Source organism: Ensifer meliloti (genome assembly GCF_030064585.1).
GTDB lineage: Bacteria > Pseudomonadota > Alphaproteobacteria > Rhizobiales > Rhizobiaceae > Sinorhizobium > Sinorhizobium meliloti.
This window is the reverse complement of the sequence record NZ_CP120365.1, coordinates 3,508,175-3,533,929: the sequence shown is the minus strand read 5'-3', so window position 1 is coordinate 3,533,929 and position 25,755 is coordinate 3,508,175. Positions and strand designations below refer to the sequence as shown.

Genomic DNA, 25,755 nt, shown 5'->3' with positions numbered 1-25,755 from the left:
CGCTTGCGGATCAATCATTAAATTTCATGAGTGGCATTTGCCACCGGAATACGAAATCGCGATAGGTTGCCGACCACACGAGGAGATTGCCGATGCTCGACCATTACCGGATGTTTGCTGATTACAATCGCTGGGCGAACCGGCGTGTCTACGCCGCCGTCTCGGAACTATCGGATTCGGAATACCGGGAAGACAAGGGAGCGTTCTTCGGCTCGCTGCACGGGACGCTGAACCATATCCTCGTGGCGGACCGGATCTGGATGAAGCGGTTTACGAAAGAGGGCGAGGCGCCGTCGCGGCTCGACGCCATCCTGCACGAAGATCTCAACGGTCTGACGGCGGCGCGGGTGGCCGAGGACGAGCGAATCATCGCCTGGATCGACAGCCTCGACGAGGAGCGTCTTGCGGGGCACTTCACCTATTCTCCGCTCACCAATCCGGTCGAGGTCACGGAACGGCTCGCACGGACGCTCGCTCACTTCTTCAACCATCAGACCCATCATCGTGGCCAGGCGCATGCGACCTTGACCGCGCTTAAGCACCCCTCACTGACGCTGGATCTGGTTTCCTTCCTGCGGACCGAGGGCAAGAAGTGGGCCGACTGAGGCGAGTCCAGGCTCGAGCCGGCCCACCGGGGCAAGCGAGATGCGCCTGTCTCGGGTCCCGGCGAGCCACGCGATGAGGCGACGCTGTCCGAGCCAGGCGGCAATCCCGAGCGCGATGCCGCCCAGGATGGAGCAGAGGGCAAAGGCGAACGGCGAGAGCAACGGCCGGATCGGCAGCAACAGCAACTCCGGCACGAAACGGTGCAGGATGTAGATGTGGAAGCCCGCTGCGGAAAGCGGCAGGATCAGCCGCCTACCCCATTGCGGCATGCGAATGCGCGGCAGGAAGAGCAGCGCGGCCAGAACGGCGATCTGCAGCAGATATTTGACTTTCGTCCCGATCCAGACGCCCTCATAGAGCCCGAGGAACAGGAATACGCCTGTCCCTGCCAGCATCACCATCGAGCGCTCTTTCCACGTTTCGGCAATTGCCGCACACCAGCCGAGCACCGCCATGTAGAAGATCCATGGAAGGGTGAATATCTGGCGGTTGCCGATATCGATGAGAAGCGGAAACGCCATCCGCGCGGCGAAGGCCGCAGCGAACAGCGCCATGCCCACGGCAAGGGGTCTCTTGGCCGCGGCGCGCCGGACGAACGGAACGGCAAACAGAGCGCCAAACACCAGCAGCATCTGACAATAGGCTTCGATGAACCAGTAGAGATAGGGCACCATGCCGTGGAGCCCGGGATCTGCGATGCCGAAATTCCCGACGAGAAAGACCGAAGCCCAGGGCACGTCGCCCCAGGCGAGCGCGTAGCCCGCCACGATCAGATAGTAGGGGACGAGTATCTGGGCGAGCGGCCGCAGCAGCTTGTCTATCGCGCCGGAGAGCAGTGCTCCGCTCTGGAATCGCGCAAGACCGAAGCCGGCGAGAATGACCATGGCGGCCGATCCCCCCGGAATCGGCCAAAGCGTCTCGTGGTGGACAACGACCAGCAGGATCGCCAGCGCCCGGATCAGGAAATCCGCGCCGATCCGGCGGCTCTTGCGCTCGCGGCCGTTATGGGCGGCGAGTGCGCCGACCGGCATTTTTTCCCAGCCCTCCGGCAGTTCTCCGAGCCTCTTCTCAAGGCCGATCGAAAGCTGGACGAAACGGAGCGAATCGCCACCAAGCGATAGAAAGCTGTCCTCCGGTCGAACCTTCTTCGGATAGAAGAGCTGGGCAAAAAGCGCCTCGATGTCCCCCTCTTCCGAACTGCCGCACGTCGCCGCGGCCGGCCGCATGCGAAGGGCCGGGTAATCGATCTTGCCGGATGTCAATCGGGGCAACTTGTCCAGGCGGGAAGCCCCTACATGCATCAAGGTCAAGCCACTCGCCTCGACGAGCAGGCGGCGAACTTCATCCGGATCGCCGCTTCCCACATAGTAGGCGTGGATTTCGGTGTCGTTGCCGACGACGGCGGCGGCGACGCCGTGCTGCTCCAGTGCCGCCTCCAGAGCGTCGTGACCGATTCGCAGGCCGGCAATCTTCGATATCCGCTTTGTTCGTCCGACGATCCGGAAGACGCCGTCCGCGTCTCTTACGGCCAGATCGCCGGTCCGCAATTCCGACAACTCGGCCCCCCGCGCGAGATCGGCGCGTGACGACGCGTAGCCCATCATCACATTCGGCCCGCGATAGACAAGCTCGCCGGGCTGATCGGCGCTGGAGATTATCCTTCCATCGTTGTCCTCGATCGTCAGGCTCCCGCCCGGGATCGCAATGCCGATCCGGTCTTCCCTGCCCCGGAGACGGTCCGGCGGCATATAGGCCATGCGAGCCGTTGCCTCTGTCTGGCCGTACATCACGAAAAGGCGCGCATTGCGCGCGGAGAGATGCTCATTGTAGCGGCGCACGAGTTCCGGCGCCAAACGTCCGCCGGCAACAGTCATGAAGCGCAGCGCCGGAAAATCCCGCGCCCGGAACCCAGCCTTTTCCAGAAGGTCGTAGGAATAAGGGACGCCGGCGAAATTGGAGCTGGCGCTTTGCGCAAGTTCATCGAGGAAGCCCTCGTCGAGGATGGAACAGCCCGGCATATAGACGCTCGCGCCCACGGCGAGGTGGGCGTTAAGGACGGAAAGCCCGTAGGAATAGTGGAGCGGCAGGATGAGGCAGCCTCGGTCCGCTGCCGTCAAGCCGAGATATTCCGCGATCGATCGTGCATTGGACTGGATATTCATGTGCGACAGCCGCACCCATTTTCCATGCCCGGTGCTGCCGGACGTCGAGAGCAGGACGGCAAGTTCGGGATGCGGCGCGATCGCGTCTCCCTCCAGCCGCTCCATGCGCCAACGGCCGTCAAAGCGGCGGTAGCAATATTCCGGTCTGAAGACCTCGCGGTCCCGGAGCATGGAAGCGGTGCCGCACAGGGCGACCGCGTGGCCCGCCTCGAGTGCCGCGAGATAAGCGACGACAGCGTGTTCGGAAAGGTCGGCCTCGATTGTGACCAGTCCGCGATCGCCGCGCCACCGAGAAGCGAGCCGGTCGATGCGCTCGGCAAGTTCGCGGTAACTCACGATCCGCCCGCCGCGCAAAAGCAGCGCCGGCCGGTCGCCCCGCGCAGCCAGACTTGCAACACCGAACGGAGAGACCGAAAGTTCGCCTGAGCCGCCCAAAACCACCTCCATTTTAGCAAGGCGGCATATTATTGCTGACTTTGATCGTCAAGTATAAAGGCGAAGCGAATACAGGACTTTGTGCGAAACCGATTTCCGCGCGGGAGTACGCCGTTTCAAAAGGCCATCCGGGGCACGAAAGGCCCGGTTCGGGGAAACCGGGCCTTTCGTTCGGGCGGAGCAAAGAGGCGCGTGGGAGGCCGCGCCTGCTCCGTGACTCGTCAGCTGCGGCTTAGCGGCTGAGGCCCTGGTAGTATTCGCCTTCACCGCCGGAAACGACCTTCGGCTGCGGAGCATAGCCGACGGAGCCGGTGGACGTACGGTCGAGGGAGCCGTCAGCACGGCGAACGGCCGTCTGGTCACCGGCTCGCGCTGCGCGTTCGGTGTAGAGCGGCTTGTCGCTGACACCCTGATAATAGCTGCCGCCGGCAAAGGCTGCGGATGCACCGCCGAGAACGGCTGTGGCAACGAGGGTGGCGGCGAGAGCAGTATGGATTGCGTTCCTCATGATCATCACTCCTGATCGGTCGTTCGCTTGAACGAAGGTTTCGTCGCGACCGTTTTGATCGGCACCATTCCGGACGCGGTGGCCTCGCCGATGGCGCCCGGTCCGATCAAAGGGTCAGAAGAGCATTCTCGTGCTCTCCGTCCGAAGATGTGGGGCCTCATCATGAGGATGGGAAGTATTGATTATCGGAACACGTTGTCCATGAATCCATAACAATCCTCACTTGAAAATGCCCTCGGCATCCTTATTCGAGCGATCGCGGCAGCAGTGGCGCGAGCCTCTTGCCTTCCCGAAAAAGTCCGGGCAAAAGGCCCGGATGATCCAGATATCCGGCCTCTCCGCCCGCATTGCGGGCCGTTTGCTCATCGATAACGCTTCCGTGACGCTTCCGGCGGGCACGAAGGCCGGGCTCGTCGGACGCAACGGCGCCGGCAAGTCGACTCTGTTCCGGGTCATCACCGGCGAGTTTGCGGCGGAAGCCGGCAGTGTTTCCTTGCCGAAGAACGCGCGGATCGGACAGGTCGCACAGGAAGCGCCGGGGACGGAAGAACCTCTGATCGAAATCGTGCTCAAGGCCGACAGGGAACGCACGGCGCTCATCGCGGAGTCGGAAACGGCGGTCGATCCGCACAGGATCGCCGAGATCCAGACGCGGCTCGCCGACATCGGCGCCCATTCGGCGGAAGCGCGCGCGGCAAGCATTCTCGCCGGTCTCGGCTTCGACCACGAGGCGCAGAAACGCCCCGCCTCCTCCTTTTCCGGTGGCTGGCGCATGCGCGTGGCGCTTGCCTCGGTCCTTTTTTCCGAGCCCGATCTGCTGCTCCTGGACGAGCCGACCAACTATCTCGATCTCGAAGGAACGCTGTGGCTCGAGGACTATATCCGCCGTTATCCGCACACCGTGATCATCATCAGCCACGATCGCGACCTCCTGAACACCGCGGTGAACGCGATCGTTCACCTCGATCAGAAGAAGCTCACCTTCTACCGCGGCTCCTACGATCAGTTCGAGCGGCAGAAGGCGGAAGCGGACGAACTGCAGATGAAGGCGAAGGCCAAGAACGAGGCGGCCCGCAAGCATCTGCAGAGCTTCATCGATCGCTTCAAGGCCAAGGCTTCCAAGGCCCGTCAGGCCCAGAGCCGCATCAAGGCATTGGAGCGGATGGGCACCGTGGCAGCCGTCATCGAAGACCACGTCCAGGGCTTCACCTTCCCGGATCCGGAGAAGCAGGTGGCCTCACCGATCGTCGCCATCCAGGGAGGCGCGGTCGGCTACGAACCGGGCAAGCCTATCCTGAAGAGGCTCAATCTGCGCATCGATGCGGACGACAGGATCGCGCTGCTCGGGTCCAACGGTAACGGCAAATCCACCTTTGCGAAGTTCATCGCCGGACGCCTCCGCGCGGAAAGCGGCGAGGTGCGGATCGCCCCGGGACTGAAGGTGGGCTTCTTCGCCCAGCACCAGCTCGACGATCTCGTGCCGACGCAGAGCGCCGTGGAGCACGTCCGCCGCCGCATGCCGGAAGCGCCGGAAGCGAAGGTGCGCTCCCGCGTGGCGCAGATGGGGCTTGCGACCGAGAAGATGGACACCGCGGCCAAGGATCTCTCCGGTGGCGAAAAGGCGCGGCTTCTCATGGGCCTTGCCGCCTTCGAGGCTCCAAGTCTGCTTATCCTGGACGAGCCCACCAACCATCTGGACATCGACAGCCGCAACGCACTGATCGCCGCCCTCAACGATTTCTCCGGCGCGGTCATCCTCATCTCCCACGATCGCCACCTGATCGAAGCGACGGCCGACCGGCTGTGGCTGGTGCGCGACGGAACCGTCGCGAACTACGACGGTGACCTCGAGGACTATCGCGGGCTGATCGTCGGCGGGCCGAAGCCGAAGGACGACAAGCCCAGGGTGAACGGATCTGATGAGGCGCTTTCCAAGGCAGACCAGCGAAAGGCCAATGCGGACAGGCGAGCCTCACTGGCACCGCTCAGGAAAAAGATCAATGAGATCGAGTCCTTGACGGGCAAACTGGAGAAAGTGATTCAGGCACTTGATGCCGAGCTTGCAGACCCGGCCCTTTACGAGAAGGCCCCGGCAAAAGCGGCTCAACGCGCCAAGGAGCGCGCCGATGCCGTCGAAAAGCTTGCGGCTGCGGAAGAGCAATGGCTGGAACTGTCGGCGGAATACGAGGAAGCGATGGCGGGCTAGCCGACCGGCGAACCTGTTTTCAGCCGAGTTCGAAGGTCGTAATCCCGTAAATGCGCGCAAGCGGCAGATCGGGCGCCGGTCCGCGATACATGCGGGCGGTCTCGAAAACCGGCTTCATGTTGTAGCGCGTGCAAAGTGCCCGTGCCGACGCATTCGGCTCGGGGACATCCAAATAGGTCCGTTCCCCGCCGGTGCCGGTTGCGAGCTTGCGAAACAGGAGATCGGCACCGGTCTCGCTGTCGGCGAGCAGCGGACCGATCTTGTAGCCTTCGCGGCACTTGCGGATCGTTCCGTAACCGGCGATTGCCCCGTCACGCAGCAGGACCACGCTTCTGCGCGTCTGCAACTGCTTGGTCCATTCGCGCAGAAATGCCTCGCGCCGCGTTGGATTGAACCTCATGTCATAATCGATCAGTGACGCCGCATGCACCGGCGCCACGTCGACAAGCTCGGTGCCGGGCGGCTCGGTCACGTTCACCACGCCGCCGTAGCGGATGTTCGCATGCGACCAGCCGAAACCCGACTTCCGATAGTTTTCCTGCTGGCCCACGACCCCGTCGAGGCCGATGGTCCGCCCCTCGGCCCTTGCAATTGCCCACTTCCAGAGATCGAGGCCGATGCCCCTGCCCCGATACTCCTCATCGGCGATGAAAAAGCCGAGAAATGCGTAACCGCTGCCATAGCGCACGAGCGAAATGGCAGCGGCAAGTCGCTCTTCCTCGACCGCGACCCAGTAGCCTTCGGGATCGGCGGCCCAGAAAGCGTTGCCGTCGTCAATACCGGGATTCCATCCCTCCCTGGCGGCCCAGTCGATGATCGTGTCGAGCTCGGCCCGTGTCGCAAGACGAATATGTGGCATTCTGAAATCCTGACTTCGCTCCGAAGAACCCCCCTCGAGAGGCAAGAAGACGGACAAGATAGATTTGCGTTCCATCTTGTCCACCCAAGCGGCTAGGCTAATTTTTGCAACGGGAAGCCGGCTTGTCGGTATTTCCCAATCTGCTAAAAGGGTCCGGAATAAATCATACTAATCAGGGCGGAAGACACCATGTCCCCAATCAACATTGCCATCGTTGGCGTCGGCAAGATCGTGCGCGACCAACATCTGCCGGCGCTTGCGAAGAACGCGGACTACCGCCTGATCGCAGCCGCAAGCCGCCACGGAACGGTGGACGGCATCGACAATTTCAAGTCGATAGAGGCCATGATCGACGCCGTGCCGGCGGTCGAGGCGGTTTCGCTCTGCATGCCGCCGCAATACCGCTACGAGGCGGCGCGTACCGCGCTTGCCGCGGGCAAGCATGTCTTCCTCGAAAAGCCGCCGGGCGCGACCCTGAGCGAGGTCGCGGACCTGGAGGCGCTGGCGGAGGAGAAAGGCGTTTCGCTTTTCGCGAGCTGGCACTCGCGCTATGCGCCGGCAGTCGAAGCCGCAAAGGCGTTTCTGGCGTCGGCCGCGATTCGCAACGTCCGGATCATCTGGAAGGAAGATGTCCGCCACTGGCATCCGAACCAGGAGTGGATCTGGGCAGCCGGGGGGCTCGGCGTCTTCGACCCGGGCATCAATGCACTCTCGATCATGACCCACATCCTGCCCCGGCCGGTCTTCATCACCTCCGCGACGCTGGAATTTCCCGAGAACCGGGACGCGCCGATCGCTGCCACGATCGCCTTCAGCGATGCCGAAAAGCTCGATGTCGCTGCCGAGTTCGATTGGCGCCAGACGGGCAAGCAGAGCTGGGACATCGTCGCTGAAACCGACGCGGGCGGAATGGTCCTCTCCGAAGGCGGCGCCAAACTCGCGATCGACGGCAAGATCGTCCACGAGGAGCCCGAGCAGGAGTACCCCATGCTCTATCGGCGTTTCGCCGAGATCATCAAGGCCGGCAGATCGGACGTCGACCTGGCGCCGCTCCGGCACGTGGCCGACGCCTTCATGCTCGGCCGACGCAAATTCGTCGAGGCGTTTCACGACTGATGGAAAGGGGCTTTGACCCCTCCCCAACCCCTCCCCACAAGGGGGAGGGGCCAGGCGCTTGCGACAATCTCGTGACTAAAGCAGCCTAGAATTCTCGGATCACGACTACGGAAAAAGGGGGCGCGGCATCCAAGCCCCTCCCCCTTGTGGGGAGGGGTTGGGGAGGGGTCTGTCACAGGCCATCGATACTCGACCGATCACGCCTTCTTTTCCCACCTTCCGTCACGGTTCTGCTGCCAATAGGTGAGATTGTGCCCCTCGCCCTTGAGCCGCTTCCACTGATCGCGCGCCGCCTCGAGCTGTTGCTGGTCGTAGCCGTCGAACATGAAAACAACCCGCTCATATTCGGAAACCGGCGGCGGCTCGGCGCCGTCGACGACAAAGCGCACAGTCGCGGCATTCCGGTTGCCGTCATCGGCAACGACGAGAATCGGTTGCTCCGCCGCGAACTCGCCGGCGTCCGTACCGTGCGGCAGGAAGCTGTCGTCCCGATAGACCCATAGATGCGTATCCAGTGCATCGCGCCTTTCGGCGTCTATCGTCTGCACGACCACCCGCCAGCCGCGCTCTATGCTCTTGTCGAGCAGCGGCGGCAGGGCGTCTTCGAGCTTCGATTCCGTCAGGTGGTAAAAAAGGATCTCGGTCATTCCGATCTCGGGCGAACGGTCACGATTCGTAGTTCGCGCGCACCAGCTGGTCGAGGAGACGAACGCCGAAGCCGGAGCCCCAGGACTGGTTGATCTCGTCGGTCGGCGAACCCATGGCGGTGCCGGCGATGTCGAGATGCGCCCAGGGCGTGTCCTTGACGAAGCGCTTCAGGAACTGAGCCGCGGTGACCGAGCCGCCGTGCCGGCCGCCGGTGTTCTTCATGTCGGCGAACTTGCTGTCGATCATCTTGTCGTATTCCTTGCCGAGCGGCATCCGCCACAGTCGCTCCTGCGTCGCCAAACCGGCGGCGAGCAACTGCTCGGCCAGCCGGTCGTCGTTCGAGAACAGCCCGGCGTAATGATTGCTGAGCGCCACCATGATCGCGCCGGTCAGCGTTGCGAGATCGATCATCAGCTGCGGCTTGAAGCGGTCATTGCAGTACCAGAGGGCATCGCCGAGGACGAGCCTGCCTTCGGCGTCGGTGTTGATCACCTCGATCGTCTGTCCGGACATGGACGTCACGATGTCGCCAGGCCGCTGGGCACTTCCGTCCGGCATGTTCTCCACGAGCCCGATGATCCCAATGGCATTGACGGCCGCCTTGCGCGCGGCAAGGACATGCATCAGGCCGGTCACTGCCGCCGCCCCGCCCATATCGCCCTTCATTTCCTCCATGCCGGAAGCGGGCTTGATCGAAATGCCGCCGGTGTCGAAGACGACCCCCTTGCCGATGAAGGCGACCGGCTTTTCCTTGGCCTTTCCGCCCTTCCATTGCATGACGACCAGCCGCGGCGGACGAGACGAGCCTTGCGCTACGCCGAGGAGTGCGCCCATGCCGAGCTTCTTCATCTCCCGCTCGGTCAGGATCTCGACGTCGACGCCGAGTCTTTCCAGTTCCTTCGCGCGCGCCGCGAACTCCACGGGGCCCAGCACGTTGGCGGGCTCGTTGACGAGATCGCGCGCCAGAAACACGCCTTCACCGACCGCCTGGGCCGTCATAAAGGCCTTTTTCGCTGCGATCACCGTGCCGGTGACGATGGTGACCTTCACCGGTTTCTGCGCCGCCTTCGGTTCGTCATCCGATTTCCGGGTCTTGTAGCTCTCGAAGCCGTAGGCGTTCATTTCCATGCCAAGGGCGAAATCCGCGGCTGCCTTGCCGGTGACTTCGAGCCCCGGCGCATCCAGGAAAACCGTAATCTTTTCGGCAGACCGCAATTTCGCCGCCGCGGCGCCACCGGCCTTCAGCCAGTCGTGATCGCCGACGCCGCCCGCGTCCCCGAGGCCGAGCAGGACAATCCGATCGGCCGGCGAGCCGTGCGGCGCAATGACGTCGAGGGTCGAGAGCGCCTTGCCCGTGAACTTCCCGATCTTCGCCGCCTTCGCCAGGACGCCCTCCGGATCGACGACAGCCGCCCCGGCTGCCTCCTTGGCTCCTGCAACCTGCAGGAGAACCGCGGCGCCGCCGGCCGGGCGGTGGGATTTGCTGAAAGAAAATTCGAATTTCATCGGCATGCAGGACTCCAGGCACTTTCTGACGGTGGCGCCCGGCCTGTTACCGGACGGCTACAGTGACCGACATTCGCGACGTCGGCGGTGATCGAAGCTGTGGGGCGCACCCTTCTCGCTTTTCAGGCGCTTGGCAAGATGCTCGCACATGTTTACATGCGGTTAACCGAAGTTCTTCGGCTTATATTTTCCCTGTTGTCGCAGATTCCGATTCGCGGCACGGGGACGAAGACGGTTACATCGGCCGGCAAGAAATTGCACACTCGTCCGCAACCGAACGGCATACGAATTTGAGCAGGACCTTGGACCGGATACGGCTATGAAGCTCATCGAACGCTACATATTCCGGCGCGCCACGATCATGTTCCTGGCGACGCTCCTGCCGTTGATGGGCATCGTGTGGACCACGCAGGCGCTCACCAATGTGAACCTCGTTACCGACAGCGGTCAGTCGATCATCGCCTTCCTGAAGCTCGCGACGCTGATTCTCCCGTCGGTCGTGCCGATCATTCTGCCTTTTGCCCTCGTGATCGGCGTGACGCAGACGCTGAGCGCGATGAACACCGATTCGGAGCTTACGGTGCTCAGTGCCGCCGGCAGTTCGCGCATGTCCATCATCCGGCCAGTGATGTTCCTCGCGGCAGGACTGAGCGTCCTCTCCTTCGCCATCGACAATTTCGTCGAGCCTTATTCGCGCGTTGCCGTACGCAAGATGATCGCGACGGCCCATGCGGACCTGCTCGCCTCCGTCGTCCAGGAGAACGCATTCCGCAAGATTACCGACGGGCTTTACGTGCAGGTCGGCGCCCGCCGAAGCGGCGGCGTACTGCAAGGCATCTTCGTCGCCGATGCGCGTGATCCGAATTTCGAGCTCGTCTATTATGCGCGCGAGGGGGCCGTCGACGAGGAACGCTCCGCGCTGGTGATGAAGGATGGGGAGGTCCACCGCAAACTGCCGGACGGCGACGTTTCCATCATCAAGTTCGACTCCTATGCCTTCGATCTGACGGACCTGACCAGGATGGCGGGGGAGGCCAATATCCGCGCCAAGGATCGCGATCTCTTCTATCTGCTTGATCCCGATCCCGACGACGAAGCCTACAAGCGAGCTCCGCTCGCCTTTACGGCGGAGCTGCACCGGCGCTTCACCGAATGGACCTTTCCGTTGCTCTTCGGCCTCATTGCACTTGTGGTCAGCAGCGATGCCCGGTCGCACCGCGAAGCACGGGTGCACCCGATGGTCAGCGCCCTTGGAGCGGCTCTGGTCATCCGGTGGATGACGTTCTACGCGGCCAACAGCGCCGAAGATTCGGTATGGTTCGTGCCGCTCATGTATCTGGTCCCGCTGGTGACGGGAGCGCTTGCCATACAGCAGCTTGCCAGCAACCGGCGCCTCGACATCCCCATGACCTGGCAGGAAAAGCTCACGGACCTCATGGTCAGGCTTCGGCTCGTGCGGCCGGCCGGTGCCGACGGGGAGCAGCCCTCATGATTTTCAACACGCTCGGACGCTATTTCTTCAAGCGCTATGCACGCACTACGTTTTGGTTCCTCGTCGGAATTTTCGCGCTGATCTTCATCATCGACTTCAGCGAACTGACCAGCCGCATGTCGAACCTGCCACATTACACGGTGTCGGGCGCGCTACTGATGACCACGTTCCGCATTCCGACGATCCTGCAGCAAACGGTTCCCTTCGTTGCGCTCTTCGCGGCGATGGCTGCATTGATCTCCCTTAACCGGCGCTATGAACTCGTCGTAACCCGGGCGGCGGGCATTTCCGTCTGGCAATTCCTGCGTCCGTTCGTCGTCGGCGCCCTGCTCTTCGGCGTGCTTGCCGTGGTCGTGATCAACCCGCTTGCCGCCTGGGGAACCAAGAAGGCGGAAGCGCTCGAAGCGGAGTGGGGCTCCACCCGTTCGGCTGCCGCGAACTCGATTCCCTGGCTCCGGCAGATCTACGACGGCACCGACACGATCATCGGCGCACGCTCCGTCCAGAACGGCGGCACCGAGCTGATCAACGTGACCGTTATCCACTTCGATCCACAGGGCGCAATCACGCTCCGGCAGGATGCGAAGTCGGCGAAACTCGAAGATGGTTACTGGCTTCTTAACGGCGTCGTCGAGACGGAAGTCGGGCGCCTGCCCCGTCGTATGGAAACGGCACAGCTTCGCACCAATCTGAAGCCGGATTTCGTCCAGGAACGTCTGGCAAAGGCTGATTCCATTCAGTTTTTCGACCTTCCGCGGAAAATCGAAGTGGCGCGGTCCTTCGGCTTTTCCACCAACGGCCTGGAAACGCAATTTCACTCTCTCATGTCGCTGCCGCTGCTCCTCGTCGCGATGACGCTGATCGCCGCCTGCGTCTCGTTAAAATTTAGCCGGTTCAATCAATCTCGGTCAGTGATTCTCGGTGGAATCCTGTCGGGCTTCGTGCTTTATGTCGTCACCGTGCTTGTCAAAGCATTCGGGAGCAGCGGCATTGTGCCTCCGTTCGTTGCAGCCTGGCTGCCGGTCGTTGTAGCAATGGCGCTGGGCTCGACGATTCTACTGCATCAGGAGGATGGCTAGTGGCGGCAGGCAACCGCAAACGCATGAAGCTTACCAACGCTGCCCTGCTTGCAGGCGTGGCGCTGCATATGCTTGCCATCGGAATGAATCCGCCAGCCAAGGCGCAGGATGCAGCGGCGCGAATCGACGATCTGCAGCCGAATATCCCTGCCGACGCCAAGCTGCTGCTGACCGCCAATGAGCTTGTCTATAATCGCGACACGGAAAAGGTGACCGTGCGCGGCAATGTCCAGATCGAATACGGCGGCTACAAGATGGTCGCCCGGCAGGTAGATTACGACCAGAAATCCGGTCGTATCCTCGCGACCGGCGACATCCAGCTCATCGAGCCGGGCGGCAACATCGTCTATGCCGACAGGATGGACGTCACCGACGACTTCGGCAACGGCTTCGTCCAGGCCCTCAGGATCGAAACGACCGATCTGACGCGCCTGGCGGCGGAGACCGGCGAAAGGCGCAATGGCGAGGAATTCATCCTCAACAAGGCCGTCTACACCGCATGCACTCCGTGCAACACCAAGCCGGAACATCGCTCTCTGTGGCACATCAAGGCCCAGCGCATCATTCAGAACGGACGCACCCGTACCATTCGGCTCGAGCACGCCTATTTCGAACTCTTCGGCAAGCCGATCGCCTACATTCCGGTGATGGAAATCCCGGACCATACGGTCAAGCGCAAGAGCGGTTTCCTTTTCCCGCAGTTCCGCTACACGCAAAAGCTCGGCGCCGGCGTGGGGGTACCCTATTACTGGGCGATCTCGCCTCATATGGACGCGACGATCACCGGCACCGGACTGACCCGCCAGGGCTTCCTCCTCGAGGGTGAGTTCCGGCAGCAGTTCCACAACGGCCTGCATACGCTGAACGTCGCCGGCATCAGCCAGTTGGACAGGGAGCAGTTCACGCCGGGCACCGTCGACGCGCTGGAAACCAATCGCGGCATGATCGCCTCGCGGGGCAAATTCGAGATCAATCCCCGCTGGAGTTTCGGCTGGAACGTCCTCGTCCAGTCGGACAACAACTTCGCCAAGACCTACGATCTGTCGACCTTCGACGGCACGACCTATGTGAACCAGGCCTATCTGACCGGCCTCGGCAAACGCAATTATTTCGACCTGCGGGCCTTCTATTTCGACATTCAGGATGCCGACCCGGACAGCATCGACGAAAACAAGCAGCCGGTCGCGCAAGTCCTCGACTATTCCTACACTGCACCGGAGCCGATCCTGGGCGGCGAACTCAACGCCGATTTCAACCTGACCAACATCAAGCGCAACCGCCTCGACAGGGTGAATGTGCTGGGGGTCGAGCGCTTCCGTGGGCTCGAGGGTACCTCGCACAGGCTCACCGGCGAACTCGAATGGAAGCGGACATTCATTGCGCCCGGCGGACTTGTGCTGACACCGCTGCTCGCGGCACGGGGCGATGCCCTCGGCATGAATGTGGATGACCCGGTCGGTTATACCGGCAACTTCACCAGCAGCGATGCCCAGACGCGCAGAATGTTGACCGCCGGACTCGAGGCGCGTTACCCGATCCTCTTCGCTGGAGAGACGAGCACCCATGTTCTCGAACCGATCGGCCAGCTATATGCGCGCCCGGACGAGCAATATGCGGGCGGACTGCCGAACGAAGACGCGCAGAGTTTCGTCTTCGATGCGACCAACCTCTTCGATCGCGACAAATTCTCCGGTTACGACCGCATCGAGGGCGGTACACGCGCGAATATCGGTCTGCGGTATACCGGAAGCTTCGACAGCGGCTACGGCCTGCGCGCCATTGCCGGCCAGTCGTTTCAGCTTGGCGGCCTGAACTCCTTCGCGACGGACGATCTCGTCAAGGCCGGGGCGGATTCGGGCCTCGAAACCGACAGTTCCGACTATGTCGCCATGCTGGGTATCGACGCCCCGTCCGGTCTGATGGCGAGCCTCTCCGGACGGCTGGACGAAAGCGACTTCTCGCTGCGCCGGGCCGATGCCACGGTCGGCTATCTCGGGCTGAACTGGCAGGCCGCTCTCACCTATACGCGGATCGAAGCGCAGCCGACCTATGGCTCGCCGTTCGATCAGGACGAAATCCAGACCGCTGCCGCCTACCGGTTCCACGAATATTGGTCGGTATTCGGCGCGGTGACCTACGACATCGACGCGGGCGTCGTCTCCCGCAACGGCCTCGGCATCACCTATGACGACCAGGACACGCTGTTCTCGATCGTCTACAAGCAGGAGCGGGATACCGACAGTTCGCTTGCGAACGACTGGTCGATCGGCGCCCGCATCAGCTTCCGCACGCTCGGTGACGTCTATGTCGGCGACACGAAATTTGACGAGCTGGACTACTTCTAAAGTGGCCCTGACCCGCCCTTACCGCATCGATCATGCGGTCTTGTCATTGTTTGGCCGCATGTATTATGCATTTGCCTCACATTGACACCTACGGCGCCGCGCGTCTTGCGGGACGCGCAGAGCTCGCCGTAGCGAAGTCGGCAGTGTGGCAACTGAAGCCGCCGGCAACGGGAGGCAGAACGAGCAGGGGAATGATGATGGGCGGGAAAAACGCGATCGTGAGGTTGCTTTCGGCGGTTGCACTGGCGGGTGCGCTGAGTGTCGCAGCGGGTACGGTTACCACGGCAATGGCGGCGAGCACGGTCGAGGTGGTCGTCAACAGCACCGTGATCACCTCCGGCGACGTCGCCAAGCGGGTCGCATTCCTGAAGCTTCAGCGGCAAAGCGGCGGCGCCGCCGAAGCCAAGCAGCAGCTCGTCGACGAGGTACTGAAGCGCGCCGAGATCGCGCGCGTTCAGCAATCCGTCAGCACGGACGAGGTCGATGCCGCCTTTGCGCGTTTCGCCGCCGGTAACAAGCTTTCGCCGGAGCAGCTCGGCAAGATCCTTGACCAGGCCGGCGTCGGGGTCGACCATTTCAAGCAGTATATCGCAGTCCAGATGAGCTGGCCGCGCGTCGTCAACTTCCGCTACGGCAGCGCCAGCCGCCTTTCCGGCGGCGACCTCGTCAAGCGCATGATGCAGGGCGGCGGCAACAAGCCGGTCACGACGGAATATTTCCTGCAGCAGGTCATCTTCGTCATTCCCGAATCGAAGCGCGGCGCCATCACGGCGAAGCGGCAGGCCGAAGCCAATGCCTCGCGCTCGCAGTTTCCAGGCTGCGATACCTCAAAGGCCTTCGCGGCGAACTATCGCGACGTCTCGATCCGCAGCCTCGGCCGAATTCTTGCACAGCAACTGCCCGAAGACTGGAAGCCGCTCGTCGAAAAAGCCGGCGACGGCATGACCACGGGTACGCGGGTTACCGAGAAAGGCGTCGAATATCTGGCAATCTGCAAGAAGCGTCAGGTCAACGACGACGCCGCCGCCGAGATCGTCTTCCGTGCCGAGGACCTCGGCAAGAAGAAGTCCGAGGGGGAAGACCCGAACAGCGCCAAATATCTTGAAGAACTGCGCTCGAAGGCGCAGATCGTCAACAAATAACGAGCCAGCATGAGCGAGACGAGCATCGGGCCGGTCGCCCTGACCATGGGCGATCCGGCCGGGATCGGTCCGGATATCACCCTTTCCGTATGGGCGAAGCGGGCCGATCGGCCGACGCCGCCGTTTCTCTATGTAGGCGATCCGGCGGTGCTTGCCGCCCGCGCCAAGCTCCTGGGCCAGACCGTGCCGATATGCGAGACCGATTGTCCCGGGGCCGTCGCCGCTTTCCGGCAGGCGCTGCCCGTTTGGCCGGTCCGCTCCCCTGCCCCCGTGATTCCCGGTAATCCCGATGCGGCAAATGCTTCCGCCGTGACCGATGCGATCGACACCGCCGTCCGGCTCGTGCTGGCGGGAGAAGCGTCCGCCCTCGCCACCAATCCGATTGCCAAGGCAGTGCTCTACGAGGCGGGGTTCCGCTTTCCGGGCCACACCGAATATCTCGCGGACCTCGCTGCGCGCGCAACGGGGGTTGCCGCCCTGCCGGTGATGATGCTGGCAGGACCGAAGCTGCGCGCGGTTCCGGTCACGATCCATATCCCGCTCAAGGACGTTCCAGCCGCGCTGACGCCGGATCTGATCTACGAGACCTGCACGATCACCGCGGCCGACCTCAGGAGCCGCTTCGGCCTGCCGGCGCCGCGCCTGGCGATTGCCGGTCTCAATCCGCATGCGGGCGAAGGCGGCGCGCTCGGCCGCGAGGACGATGCCGTCATCCGACCGGTCATCGATCGCCTGCGCGCCGAGGGGCTGGACGTCGTCGGACCCTTGCCGGCGGACACCATGTTCCACGATCGCGCGAGAGAGACCTACGACGTCGCCATCTGCATGTATCACGATCAGGCATTGATACCGGCCAAGGCGCTCGGTTTCGATGACAGCGTCAATGTCACGCTGGGCCTGCCCTTCATCAGAACCTCGCCGGATCACGGGACCGCCTTCAGCCTGGCCGGGAAAGGGATCGCGCGCGAGGAAAGCCTTCTTGCGGCCTTGCGGCTTGCAGCAGAACTTGCCCGCAATGTCGGCGGGACGAAGCGCTGATGGCGGCTCTCGACGGTCTGCCGCCGCTACGCGACGTCATCCAGCGGCACGGTCTCGACGCGAAGAAGGCGCTCGGCCAGAATTTCCTCCTCGATCTCAACCTTACCCAAAAGATCGCGCGCACCGCCGGTCCGCTGGAGGACGTGACAGTGATCGAAGTCGGTCCGGGTCCCGGCGGCCTTACACGGGCGATCCTCGCTCTTGGGGCAAAGAAGGTCGTCGCGATCGAGCGCGATTCGCGCTGCCTGCCGGCACTCGCCGAGATCGGCGCCCACTATCCGGGGCGGCTCGACATCATCGAGGGCGACGCACTGAAGGTGGACTTCGAAGCGCTTGCCGGCGGACCGGTGCGCATCATCGCCAATCTTCCCTACAATGTCGGCACACAGCTTCTCGTCAACTGGCTGCTGCCGGGGCACTGGCCGCCCTTCTGGCAATCGATGACGCTGATGTTCCAGCGCGAGGTCGGCCTCAGGATCGTCGCCGGCGCCGATGACGATCACTATGGCAGGCTCGGCGTCCTCTGCGGCTGGCGGACAAAGGCGCGTCTGGCATTCGACGTGCCGCCTCAGGCCTTCACACCGCCGCCCAAGGTGACATCGACGGTCGTCCATCTCGAGCCTGTCGAGGCTCCAATTCCCTGCTCGCCCGCGGTCCTCGAGAAGGTCACCCAGGCAGCCTTCGGCCAACGGCGCAAGATGCTCCGCCAGAGCCTGAAACCCCTCGGTGGCGAGGCGCTGCTTGCAAAGGCGGGCATCGATCCGCAACGCCGCGCGGAAACCTTGACCGTCGAAGAATTTTGCCGATTGGCCAATTGTCTGTAGAGCCGGACGCTTAACCCACCCTCGCCCTCATCTCTGTGCTTGTCACAGAGATCCAGCAGCGCCGCGTCTGCGGTGCGGAAAAGCCTTTCCAGCCCAAGGACTTGGGCTGGCTGGATTCCTGTGACAGGCACAGGAATGAGGGTAGGAGGAGCGGGCGTTACACCCATGTCTGCTGCGGGAAAGCAAGCCCGGCTTATAGGACGTTTCGAGGGGACCGCGCTCTATTCGGCCTTCAGGAATTCGCCGACTTCGAGCAACACGAATTCATTGTCGTCCGCCTTGTCGAGCGAACGCCCGGCGGAGAAGGTCGCGGCAGCGGGATGAGGGGCCGCACCTCGGCGCACATCCAAGGCCTCTCCATCCGCCTGCCGGCACCTTCTCCCCGCGAGGGGCGAAGGGATAAGCGGCGCGCTCAGAGAGGATTTTCCGTCAGCAGCCCGTTGACGAATTCGAAGAGGCCGGGGCGTCGGTCGCGGCGAAGGCGCTCGGCTTCGACGATCGCCCTGACGGAGGAGAAGGCCCGGTCGAGATCGTCGTTGACCACGATGTAATCGTATTCGCGCCAGTGCTCGATTTCGGCGCGCGAATTGGCGAGCCGCGTCGCGATGACCTCTTCACTATCCTCGGCGCGCCGGTGGAGCCGCGACTGCAGCTCCGCCATGGACGGCGGCAGGATGAAGATCGATACCACGTCGCCCGCCATTTTTTCCTGCAGCTGCTGGGCGCCCTGCCAATCGATGTCGAAGAGCATGTCCCGCCCTTCGCCCATCGCCTTTTCGACGGCGTCACGCGGCGTGCCGTAGTAATTGCCGTGCACTTCGGCCCATTCCAGCAGCGAGTCCGTTGCCCTCAGCGCCTCGAACTCTCGGATCGACTTGAAAAAATAGTGCCGCCCCTCGATCTCGCTCGGCCGCCGCGAACGCGTCGTCACGCTCACTGAAATGCTCAAGTCCGGATCGGCTTCGAGCAGGTTGCGCGCGATCGTAGACTTCCCCGCACCCGAGGGCGATGAAATGACGAGCATCAGCCCGCGGCGAGCGATCTTGATGGGCGAAACGGTCGCCGGTTTCATATCCTACTCCAGATTCTGAACCTGTTCGCGGAACTGGTCGATCACGACCTTCAATTCGATACCGGCGGCAGACACGGCGGCGGCATTCGATTTCGAACAGATGGTATTCGATTCGCGGTTAAATTCCTGTGCAAGGAAATCGAGCTTGCGTCCGACCGGCCCGCCCTTTGTCAGGAGGTCGCGGGCAGCCGCAATATGCGAGCCCAGCCGGTCGAGTTCCTCCCGAAGATCGGCCTTCGTCGCAAGCAGCGCGACCTCTGCATGCAGCCTTTCGCGATCGATGCCGGACGCGTTGGCCATGATCACCGAAACCTGCTGCGCCAGCCTGTCGGCGATCGCCTGCGGGCTGCGGGACGGATCGTTTTCGACTACCGCGGTCAGTTTCTCGATGCGATCCACCTGGGCTAGCAACACCTGCCCGAGCGCCTTGCCCTCTTCTTCCCGCATCGTCCGCAGATCGGCGAGCGCGCCTTCCAGGCCGGCGAGTATCTCCGCGTCGCGTTCCGCGCGCTCGTTCTCGCTCTCCTCCGGCTCGCGGAAGTCGACAATGCCGCGAATGGAAAGCAACGTATCGAGTTTGAGCGGCGCCCGATCGATGACATCGCCCAACCGTTCGCGAAGCTTCAGGACGGCGGCGAGCGCTTCCTCGTTGAGAACTGCCTCCGTCGAAGCTTCAGTACCGCTCAGCGAAAGGCCGACCTGCAAGTTCCCCCGCGAGAAATACTGCGAGGCGAGGCGTCGGCAGTCGGGCTCGATACGTTCCAGTCCCGGCGGCAGGCGAAGCCGCATGTCGAGACCTTTGCCGTTGACCGAACGGAGTTCCCAAGCCCAGCGATAGCGTCCGCTGCTCCCCTCTTTCCTGGCAAAGCCGGTCATCGATTGGAGCGGCATCGTTTCCTCCGTTGGCAGTGATTCGATAAAGCACAACGATCTCTGCACCTCCGAGCGGAGGCACGACATTGTCATTGAGGGAAGCACTATGGCGACAGCGCCGAACTCCGCAAGGAATATCCGCGCGGCGGCGAGTCCGTCCACATGAGGCTGAAGCGCGCCGCATCAATGTATGCGACGCGCCTCAGGTTTTGCTTTCGTGCATGTCGTCCCAAACCGCTGCGCGGTTTTTGGCGACATGTATTATTGCTGGGTCCCGGTCTGCGTGACGGCATCCTGTGCAGCCTCGGTGGCCTTGGCCGCCTCCGCCGCCCTCTCCGCCTCGAGCTTGCGCCAGCGCCGCACATTGGCATTGTGCTCGTCGAGCGTCTCCGCGAAGACATGCCCGCCGGTGCCGTCGGCGACGAAGTAGAGCTCGGGCGTGCGCGACGGATTGGCGACGGCTTCGAGCGCTGCCCGGCCCGGATTTGCGATCGGCGTCGGCGGCAGGCCTTTGATGAGATAGGTGTTGTACGGCGTCTGCTTGTCGAGGTCGGACCTCAGGATTGCCCGGTCGGCGGGTTTGCCGTCGCCGCCGAAGATACCGTAGATGATCGTCGGATCCGACTGCAGCCTCATGCCCTTTTCCAGGCGATTGATGAACACGGAAGCGACCCGCGGTCGCTCGTCGGCGCGGCCGGTCTCCTTCTCAACGATCGAGGCAAGAGTTACGAACTCCTCTATGGTCGACACGGGAAGATCCGGATCCCGCTTCTCCCAGATCTGCTGCACCAGCGCCTTCTGGGCAGCGGTCATCTGCTTGACGATCTCGTTACGGTCGGTTCCCCGGGTGAACTTGTAGGTGTCCGGCTTGAGGGAGCCTTCGGGCGGCAGCTCCGCCGGCAGATCGCCGACAAGAACCGGGTCGTCGGCAAGCCTGTGGAACATCTGCTTCACGGTCAAACCCTCCGGCAGCGAAACGGAGTAGAGGATCGACTTGCCGGACTTCAGAAGCTCCATGATCTCCTGCATCGATGCATGCGCCTTGATTTCATACTCGCCGGCCTTGAGCGTGTCATTGCTCAGATAGGCTTCCGAAACGAACCGGAATACGCGGCTGTCGGTAATGATCTCGTTGCGCTCCAGGTTGCTGGCGATTTCGCTGATGCCCGCGCCGCTGCGAACGATGAAATTCTTGTTCGCCTCCAGCGGCCCCGGCTTTTCATATTCGTGCATCGCGTAATAGACGGCCCCGGCGGCCGCGAGCGCCACGAAGACGACCACGGTCATGACGAAGTTGAGAAAGATGACGACCTGGCTGCGGGCCTTGCGCGAACGCTTCGGCGGATGGGGAACTCTTTCGGGACGCAGCGCTTCGTTGGCCGACTTCGGAATGATCGGCCCGTTGCTCCCGGTTTCATTGCGGCCGAATTGCACCGCGCTGTTATCGTTTGAGTCGCTCACGATTGTCCCGATTCCGAAATTCGCAACCTTATCAAACCGCCGCCGGTGCGAATTTCGGATTAGACCGGCGACCAGTGAATGTTACGGCGGCCTCTGCGGCTCCGGTGAAGGAGCGGCCTGCCCAGCGATGAATATCCTACAATTACCAGATGTGGCTTGCGCGAACATGCCCCTTGGCGGCGTCCCCGAGTCGTCGCCACTCCAGCGACAGCTTGTAGTGAGCATTGCGGCAAAAAGCGGGATCGCGGGTCGATGCAGATCGGAAGATGTGCCCGAATTCCGCTTACCTTGGCAACCCGTTTCGCAACACGCCCGCCCGAGGGATCAATGGCCGGTGTAACGGCGCAGAATCAACGACGCGTTGGTGCCGCCGAAACCGAACGAGTTCGACAGGGCCACATTGATCTCGCGCTTGCGCGCGACATGCGGCACGAGATCGATCTTCGTCTCGACGGAAGGGTTGTCCAGGTTGAGCGTCGGCGGGGCTATATTGTCGCGAATTGCGAGCGCCGAGAAGATGGCTTCGACCGCGCCGGCTGCGCCGAGCAAATGCCCGATGGCCGACTTCGTCGAGGACATGGAGATCCTCGACGCGCTGTCGCCGACCAGCCGTTCGACCGCGCCGAGCTCGATCGTGTCGGCCATCGTCGATGTTCCGTGAGCGTTGATATAGTCGATGTCCGCAGCCGTGACACCCGCGCGCTTCAGCGCCATCTGCATGCAGCGGTAAGCGCCTTCGCCGTCTTCGGACGGAGCAGTGATGTGGAAGGCGTCGCCGGACAGGCCGTAACCGATCACTTCTGCGTAGATCTTGGCACCGCGCGCCTTTGCGTGCTCCAGTTCTTCCAGAACGACGATGCCCGCACCCTCGCCCATGACGAAGCCGTCACGATCGGCGTCATAGGGCCGCGAGGCCTTCTCGGGATTGTCGTTGTGCTGTGTCGAGAGCGCCTTGCAGGCGGCGAATCCTGCGAGCGATATCCGACAGATCGGAGATTCCGTACCACCGGCCACCATCACGTCCGCATCCCCGAGCGCGATCAGCCGGCTGGCGTCGCCGATCGCATGCGCGCCGGTCGAGCAGGCCGTCACGACGGAATGGTTGGGACCCCGCAGCTTGTGGCGGATGGAAACCTGACCGGCTGCGAGATTGATCAGCCGGCCGGGAATGAAGAACGGGGAAATACGCCGCGGGCCCTTGTCGCGCAGGGTGTAACCCGCATCGACGATACCTTCCAGCCCGCCGATGCCGGAGCCGATCAGGACGCCGGTCGAAATCTGGTCTTCGTCGCTTTCGGGTTTCCAGCCGGCATCCGCCAGCGCCATGTCGGCAGCGGCCATCGCATAGACGATGAAAGGATCGACCTTGCGCTGTTCCTTGGGCTCCATCCAGTCGTCGGCATTGAACGTGCCGTCGCTGCCATCGCCGAAGGGAATGCGGCAGGCAATCTTGGCGGGAAGGTCCTCGACCTCGAACTCGGTGACCTTGCGGGCCGCGTTGTCGCCGGCCAGAAGACGCGCCCAGCTGACTTCGGTTCCGCAACCCAGAGGAGATACCATGCCGGTACCGGTGATAACGACACGTCTCATACCCGTGACCCACCCTGACTGTTCAATTCAACCGCCGGACCGGACCACGCGACGATCGCGACCCGCGCATGCATTGCAAATCTCATTACAGCGTCGTGAAGACGCGCAAAGGTCGCTGTGACCTTATGGTTCCTTGCATGTTCTTGTCCCTGGACGGACTCCTATCAGGATACATGCAGTAGTGACGACCAGAGGGAAAGGCGGGACGCTTTGCCGATCGCAACCCGCAGTGCATGCGGGCCAGCCCACTGCCCCAGGGCTGAACGGGCCGCGAGTGCGGCCCGCCAATGACTCAAGCCAAAAGGTCAGGCCTGGGCTTTCTCGATGAACTTGACGGCGTCGCCAACGGTGAGGATCGAATCTGCTGCGTCGTCCGGGATTTCGACACCGAATTCTTCTTCGAATGCCATGACCAGTTCGACGGTGTCGAGCGAGTCCGCGCCGAGGTCATCGATGAAGCTTGCGCCTTCGCTGACCTTTTCGGCGTCGACGCCAAGATGATCAATAACAATTTTCTTCACGCGTTCTGCGATATCGCTCATGTCGGAGTTCCTCGACCTTATGTTTCTCTACGGCGCTGTTACCGGCACCGGCACTCTATCACGCCTGATAGACCAAGTTGGTCCAACGGGCAATCCATCCAACCGAAACCGCGGAAACCCAGGGCAGCAAGAGCTGCCGGACACCTGGCCGGAACGGTCGACTGCGCGCAGTCATGGCCCGATTAACACGGTTTATGCCTGCCGCAAAGGGCGAAAATGCCCGTTATTCCCTTGGTCAACATTGAATTTCAGGCATTTGGCACAAACAAACGAAGAGGCTGATCGGAGGTCGCGGCACAGGCCGAAGCCCAAGGAGCCGCACACTCCATCGCCTCGTCAGATCATCGCCATGCCGCCGTTGACGTGGATCGTCTGACCGGTGACATATCCCGCTTCGTTAGAAGCGAGATAGGCCACGGCGGAGGCGACTTCGGCTCCGCTTCCCATCCGCCGCATCGGGATCGCAGACATGATCCCTTCCTTCTGCTTGTCGTTCAGCTTGCCCGTCATTGCGCTTTCGATGAAGCCCGGGGCGACGCAGTTGACCGTGACGTTGCGGGTGGCGATTTCCTGTGCAAGCGACTTGGAGAAGCCGATCATGCCCGCCTTCGAGGCGCAGTAATTCGCCTGCCCCGGATTGCCGGTGACACCGACGACCGAGGTTATGTTGACGATGCGGCCGAAGCGACGGCGCATCATCGGATGCGTGAGCTCGCGCGTCAGCCGGAAGACGGCCGTGAGATTGACTTCGATGACGTTGTCCCAGTCCTCGTCGCTCATGCGGACGAAGAGCCCGTCCTTGGTAATGCCGGCATTGTTGACGAGGATATCGACGCCGCCGAGATCGGCTTCCGCCTTCTCTCCGAGCGCCTTGACTTCCGCGCGGTCGGAGAGATTTGCCGGGAATATCTGAACCCGCTCGCCGAGGGTGTTGGCAAGCGTTTCGAGCTTCTCGACGCGGGTACCATGGAGTCCGACGACGGCGCCCTGGGCATGCAGCATGCGGGCGATTTCCTCGCCGATACCACCGGAAGCGCCGGTAACGAGAGCCTTGCGGCCTGAAAGATCGAACATGGATTTCTCCTTATAGTAGGGCGCTCAGGCCAAGAGGACGGCAAGCGCCGCATCGATATCGGTGGCCGAATTGACGGCGATGCCCGTGACGGTCTTGTCGATCCTCCGGGCAAGTCCCGTCAGGACCTTGCCCGAGCCGATCTCGTAAAGCGTCGTCACTTCATGGGCCGCAAACCACTCGACCGTCTCGCGCCAGCGCACCTGCCCGGTCACCTGCTCGACAAGCAGGCGCGCGATCTCGCCCGCATCGCTTACCGGCGCAGCAAGCACGTTCGCGACGACCGGAACCACGGGATCGCGCTTCTCGACCGTTGCGAGCGCCTTGCGCATGGCCTCGGCCGCCGGCGTCATCAAGGCGGAATGGAAGGGGGCGGACACGGGCAGCATAAGCGCGCGCTTGGCACCCTTTTCGGAAGCGAGGGCCGCGGCCTTCTCCACAGCAGGCTTCTCGCCCGAGATCACCAGCTGACCGCCGCCGTTGTCGTTGGCGATCTGGCACGAGCCGAGCGATGATGCGTCACGGCAGACCGCTTCGACATCGTCATGCTCCAGACCGATGATCGCCGCCATCGCGCCCTTGCCGACGGGGACGGCCGCCTGCATCGCATTGCCGCGAATGCGCAGAAGACGCGCCGTGTCGGCGAGCGAGAACGTACCGGCGGCACAGAGCGCCGAATACTCCCCGAGCGAGTGGCCCGCGACGAAGGAAACCTTGCTCTTGAGGTCGAGGCCCTTGGCTTCGAGCACGCGGATTACCGCCATGGACACTGCCATCAGCGCCGGTTGCGCATTCGCCGTCAGCGTCAGCGTCTCCTCAGGCCCGTTCCACATGATGTCGGAAAGCTTTTCGCCGAGCGCGTCGTCGACCTCGGCAAAGACAGCCGCGGCCTCCGGAAAGGCTTCGGCCAGATCCTTGCCCATGCCCACGGCCTGGCTGCCCTGGCCGGGGAACGTGAATGCGATGCTCATCAAGAGTGCCCCTTCCCTGGATCGCGGCTGGCTCGGAGCAACCAAATAGCCGTGATCGTTTCAATTGCGCGAGCAGGTGCAGATGAACCGCCCGGACCCTGCTGCCGCCGCGTATTTTCCTCTCCATTCACATTCCTGAACAGCAAGTCAAGCGCGGAAGCCGCGCTTGACCGGCTGCTTGCGGTCTTTTGCCCTTGATCTTCGCCAA

22 protein-coding genes are annotated in these 25,755 nt (G+C 62.7%); 9 read left to right on the top strand and 13 right to left on the bottom strand.

The genetic code is table 11. The annotated features are described in order from the left end of the window. The first annotated feature begins 92 nt into the window (after positions 1 to 92). Positions 93 to 605: a DinB family protein gene (locus tag PZL22_RS23880; RefSeq protein WP_003531618.1), complete on the top strand. Its 513-nt coding sequence runs from the start codon at positions 93 to 95 to the stop codon at positions 603 to 605. Here PZL22_RS23880 and PZL22_RS23875 read toward each other — a convergent pair. Then, positions 546 to 3,203, bottom strand: coding sequence for an AMP-binding protein (locus PZL22_RS23875; protein ID WP_003531619.1), 2,658 nt, complete (start codon positions 3,201 to 3,203; stop codon positions 546 to 548). The genes PZL22_RS23880 and PZL22_RS23875 overlap by 60 nt on opposite strands. 232 nt (positions 3,204 to 3,435) lie before the next feature. Next, entirely contained in the window at positions 3,436 to 3,717 is a 282-nt protein-coding gene (locus tag PZL22_RS23870) for a hypothetical protein (RefSeq protein ID WP_003531620.1), read from the bottom strand. A 310-nt stretch (positions 3,718 to 4,027) separates the two neighbouring features. Between PZL22_RS23870 and PZL22_RS23865 the strand changes: the two genes are divergently transcribed. Then, the gene (locus PZL22_RS23865) at positions 4,028 to 5,917 is read left to right on the top strand and encodes an ABC-F family ATP-binding cassette domain-containing protein (protein WP_003531622.1); all 1,890 of its coding nucleotides are present in this window, start codon (positions 4,028 to 4,030) and stop codon (positions 5,915 to 5,917) included. 19 nt (positions 5,918 to 5,936) lie between these two features. Here PZL22_RS23865 and PZL22_RS23860 read toward each other — a convergent pair whose 3' ends face one another. Continuing rightward, the gene (locus tag PZL22_RS23860; protein ID WP_003531623.1) at positions 5,937 to 6,776 is read right to left on the bottom strand and encodes a GNAT family N-acetyltransferase; all 840 of its coding nucleotides are present in this window, start codon (positions 6,774 to 6,776) and stop codon (positions 5,937 to 5,939) included. Positions 6,777 to 6,965: 189 nt separating this feature from the next. Between PZL22_RS23860 and PZL22_RS23855 the strand changes: the two genes are divergently transcribed. Beyond that, on the top strand, positions 6,966 to 7,892 hold the full coding sequence (locus PZL22_RS23855) for a Gfo/Idh/MocA family protein (RefSeq protein WP_003531624.1): 927 nt from the start codon (positions 6,966 to 6,968) through the stop codon (positions 7,890 to 7,892). Between the two features lie 197 nt (positions 7,893 to 8,089). Here PZL22_RS23855 and PZL22_RS23850 read toward each other — a convergent pair whose 3' ends face one another. After that, complete coding sequence (locus PZL22_RS23850; protein WP_003531625.1) at positions 8,090 to 8,539, bottom strand: DNA polymerase III subunit chi; 450 nt, start codon at positions 8,537 to 8,539, stop codon at positions 8,090 to 8,092. A 19-nt stretch (positions 8,540 to 8,558) separates the two neighbouring features. Beyond that, complete coding sequence (locus PZL22_RS23845; RefSeq protein WP_003531642.1) at positions 8,559 to 10,052, bottom strand: leucyl aminopeptidase; 1,494 nt, start codon at positions 10,050 to 10,052, stop codon at positions 8,559 to 8,561. A gap of 313 nt (positions 10,053 to 10,365) precedes the next feature. On the opposite strand from PZL22_RS23845, the gene lptF reads away from it, so the two are divergent. From lptF to rsmA, 6 genes are all read left to right on the top strand, one after another. Next, positions 10,366 to 11,538, top strand: a complete 1,173-nt coding sequence (gene lptF / locus PZL22_RS23840; protein WP_003531650.1) for an LPS export ABC transporter permease LptF — start codon at positions 10,366 to 10,368, stop codon at positions 11,536 to 11,538. Next, on the top strand, positions 11,535 to 12,617 hold the full coding sequence (gene lptG, locus PZL22_RS23835) for an LPS export ABC transporter permease LptG (protein WP_003531651.1): 1,083 nt from the start codon (positions 11,535 to 11,537) through the stop codon (positions 12,615 to 12,617). Before lptF ends, lptG begins: the two co-directional genes overlap by 4 nt. Beyond that, positions 12,617 to 14,962: an LPS-assembly protein LptD gene (locus tag PZL22_RS23830; protein ID WP_284718576.1), complete on the top strand. Its 2,346-nt coding sequence runs from the start codon at positions 12,617 to 12,619 to the stop codon at positions 14,960 to 14,962. Before lptG ends, PZL22_RS23830 begins: the two co-directional genes overlap by 1 nt. 191 nt (positions 14,963 to 15,153) lie before the next feature. Beyond that, on the top strand, positions 15,154 to 16,104 hold the full coding sequence (locus PZL22_RS23825) for a SurA N-terminal domain-containing protein (RefSeq protein WP_003531653.1): 951 nt from the start codon (positions 15,154 to 15,156) through the stop codon (positions 16,102 to 16,104). Positions 16,105 to 16,113: 9 nt separating this feature from the next. Next, complete coding sequence (gene pdxA, locus PZL22_RS23820) at positions 16,114 to 17,142, top strand: 4-hydroxythreonine-4-phosphate dehydrogenase PdxA (RefSeq protein ID WP_003531654.1); 1,029 nt, start codon at positions 16,114 to 16,116, stop codon at positions 17,140 to 17,142. Further along, positions 17,142 to 17,966, top strand: coding sequence for a 16S rRNA (adenine(1518)-N(6)/adenine(1519)-N(6))-dimethyltransferase RsmA (rsmA, locus tag PZL22_RS23815; protein WP_003531655.1), 825 nt, complete (start codon positions 17,142 to 17,144; stop codon positions 17,964 to 17,966). Before pdxA ends, rsmA begins: the two co-directional genes overlap by 1 nt. 221 nt (positions 17,967 to 18,187) lie before the next feature. Here the strand turns inward: rsmA and PZL22_RS23810 are convergent, their stop codons facing one another. The 8 genes from PZL22_RS23810 to fabD form a co-directional block, all read right to left on the bottom strand. Continuing rightward, entirely contained in the window at positions 18,188 to 18,316 is a 129-nt protein-coding gene (locus PZL22_RS23810) for a hypothetical protein (protein WP_003531656.1), read from the bottom strand. A gap of 62 nt (positions 18,317 to 18,378) precedes the next feature. Beyond that, entirely contained in the window at positions 18,379 to 19,038 is a 660-nt protein-coding gene (gmk, locus tag PZL22_RS23805; RefSeq protein WP_003531657.1) for a guanylate kinase, read from the bottom strand. A 3-nt stretch (positions 19,039 to 19,041) separates the two neighbouring features. After that, complete coding sequence (locus tag PZL22_RS23800) at positions 19,042 to 19,929, bottom strand: YicC/YloC family endoribonuclease (protein WP_003531659.1); 888 nt, start codon at positions 19,927 to 19,929, stop codon at positions 19,042 to 19,044. A gap of 243 nt (positions 19,930 to 20,172) precedes the next feature. Continuing rightward, a complete protein-coding gene (mltG, locus tag PZL22_RS23795) occupies positions 20,173 to 21,372 on the bottom strand; it encodes an endolytic transglycosylase MltG (protein ID WP_010969070.1) in 1,200 nt (399 codons plus the stop codon). A gap of 324 nt (positions 21,373 to 21,696) precedes the next feature. Next, a complete protein-coding gene (gene fabF, locus PZL22_RS23790; protein ID WP_003531662.1) occupies positions 21,697 to 22,962 on the bottom strand; it encodes a beta-ketoacyl-ACP synthase II in 1,266 nt (421 codons plus the stop codon). Between the two features lie 305 nt (positions 22,963 to 23,267). Then, positions 23,268 to 23,504, bottom strand: a complete 237-nt coding sequence (locus tag PZL22_RS23785; protein ID WP_003531676.1) for an acyl carrier protein — start codon at positions 23,502 to 23,504, stop codon at positions 23,268 to 23,270. A 336-nt stretch (positions 23,505 to 23,840) separates the two neighbouring features. Beyond that, positions 23,841 to 24,578, bottom strand: a complete 738-nt coding sequence (fabG, locus tag PZL22_RS23780) for a 3-oxoacyl-[acyl-carrier-protein] reductase (protein WP_003531678.1) — start codon at positions 24,576 to 24,578, stop codon at positions 23,841 to 23,843. 24 nt (positions 24,579 to 24,602) lie between these two features. Continuing rightward, entirely contained in the window at positions 24,603 to 25,547 is a 945-nt protein-coding gene (fabD, locus tag PZL22_RS23775; protein WP_003531680.1) for an ACP S-malonyltransferase, read from the bottom strand. Positions 25,548 to 25,755: the final 208 nt, after the last annotated feature.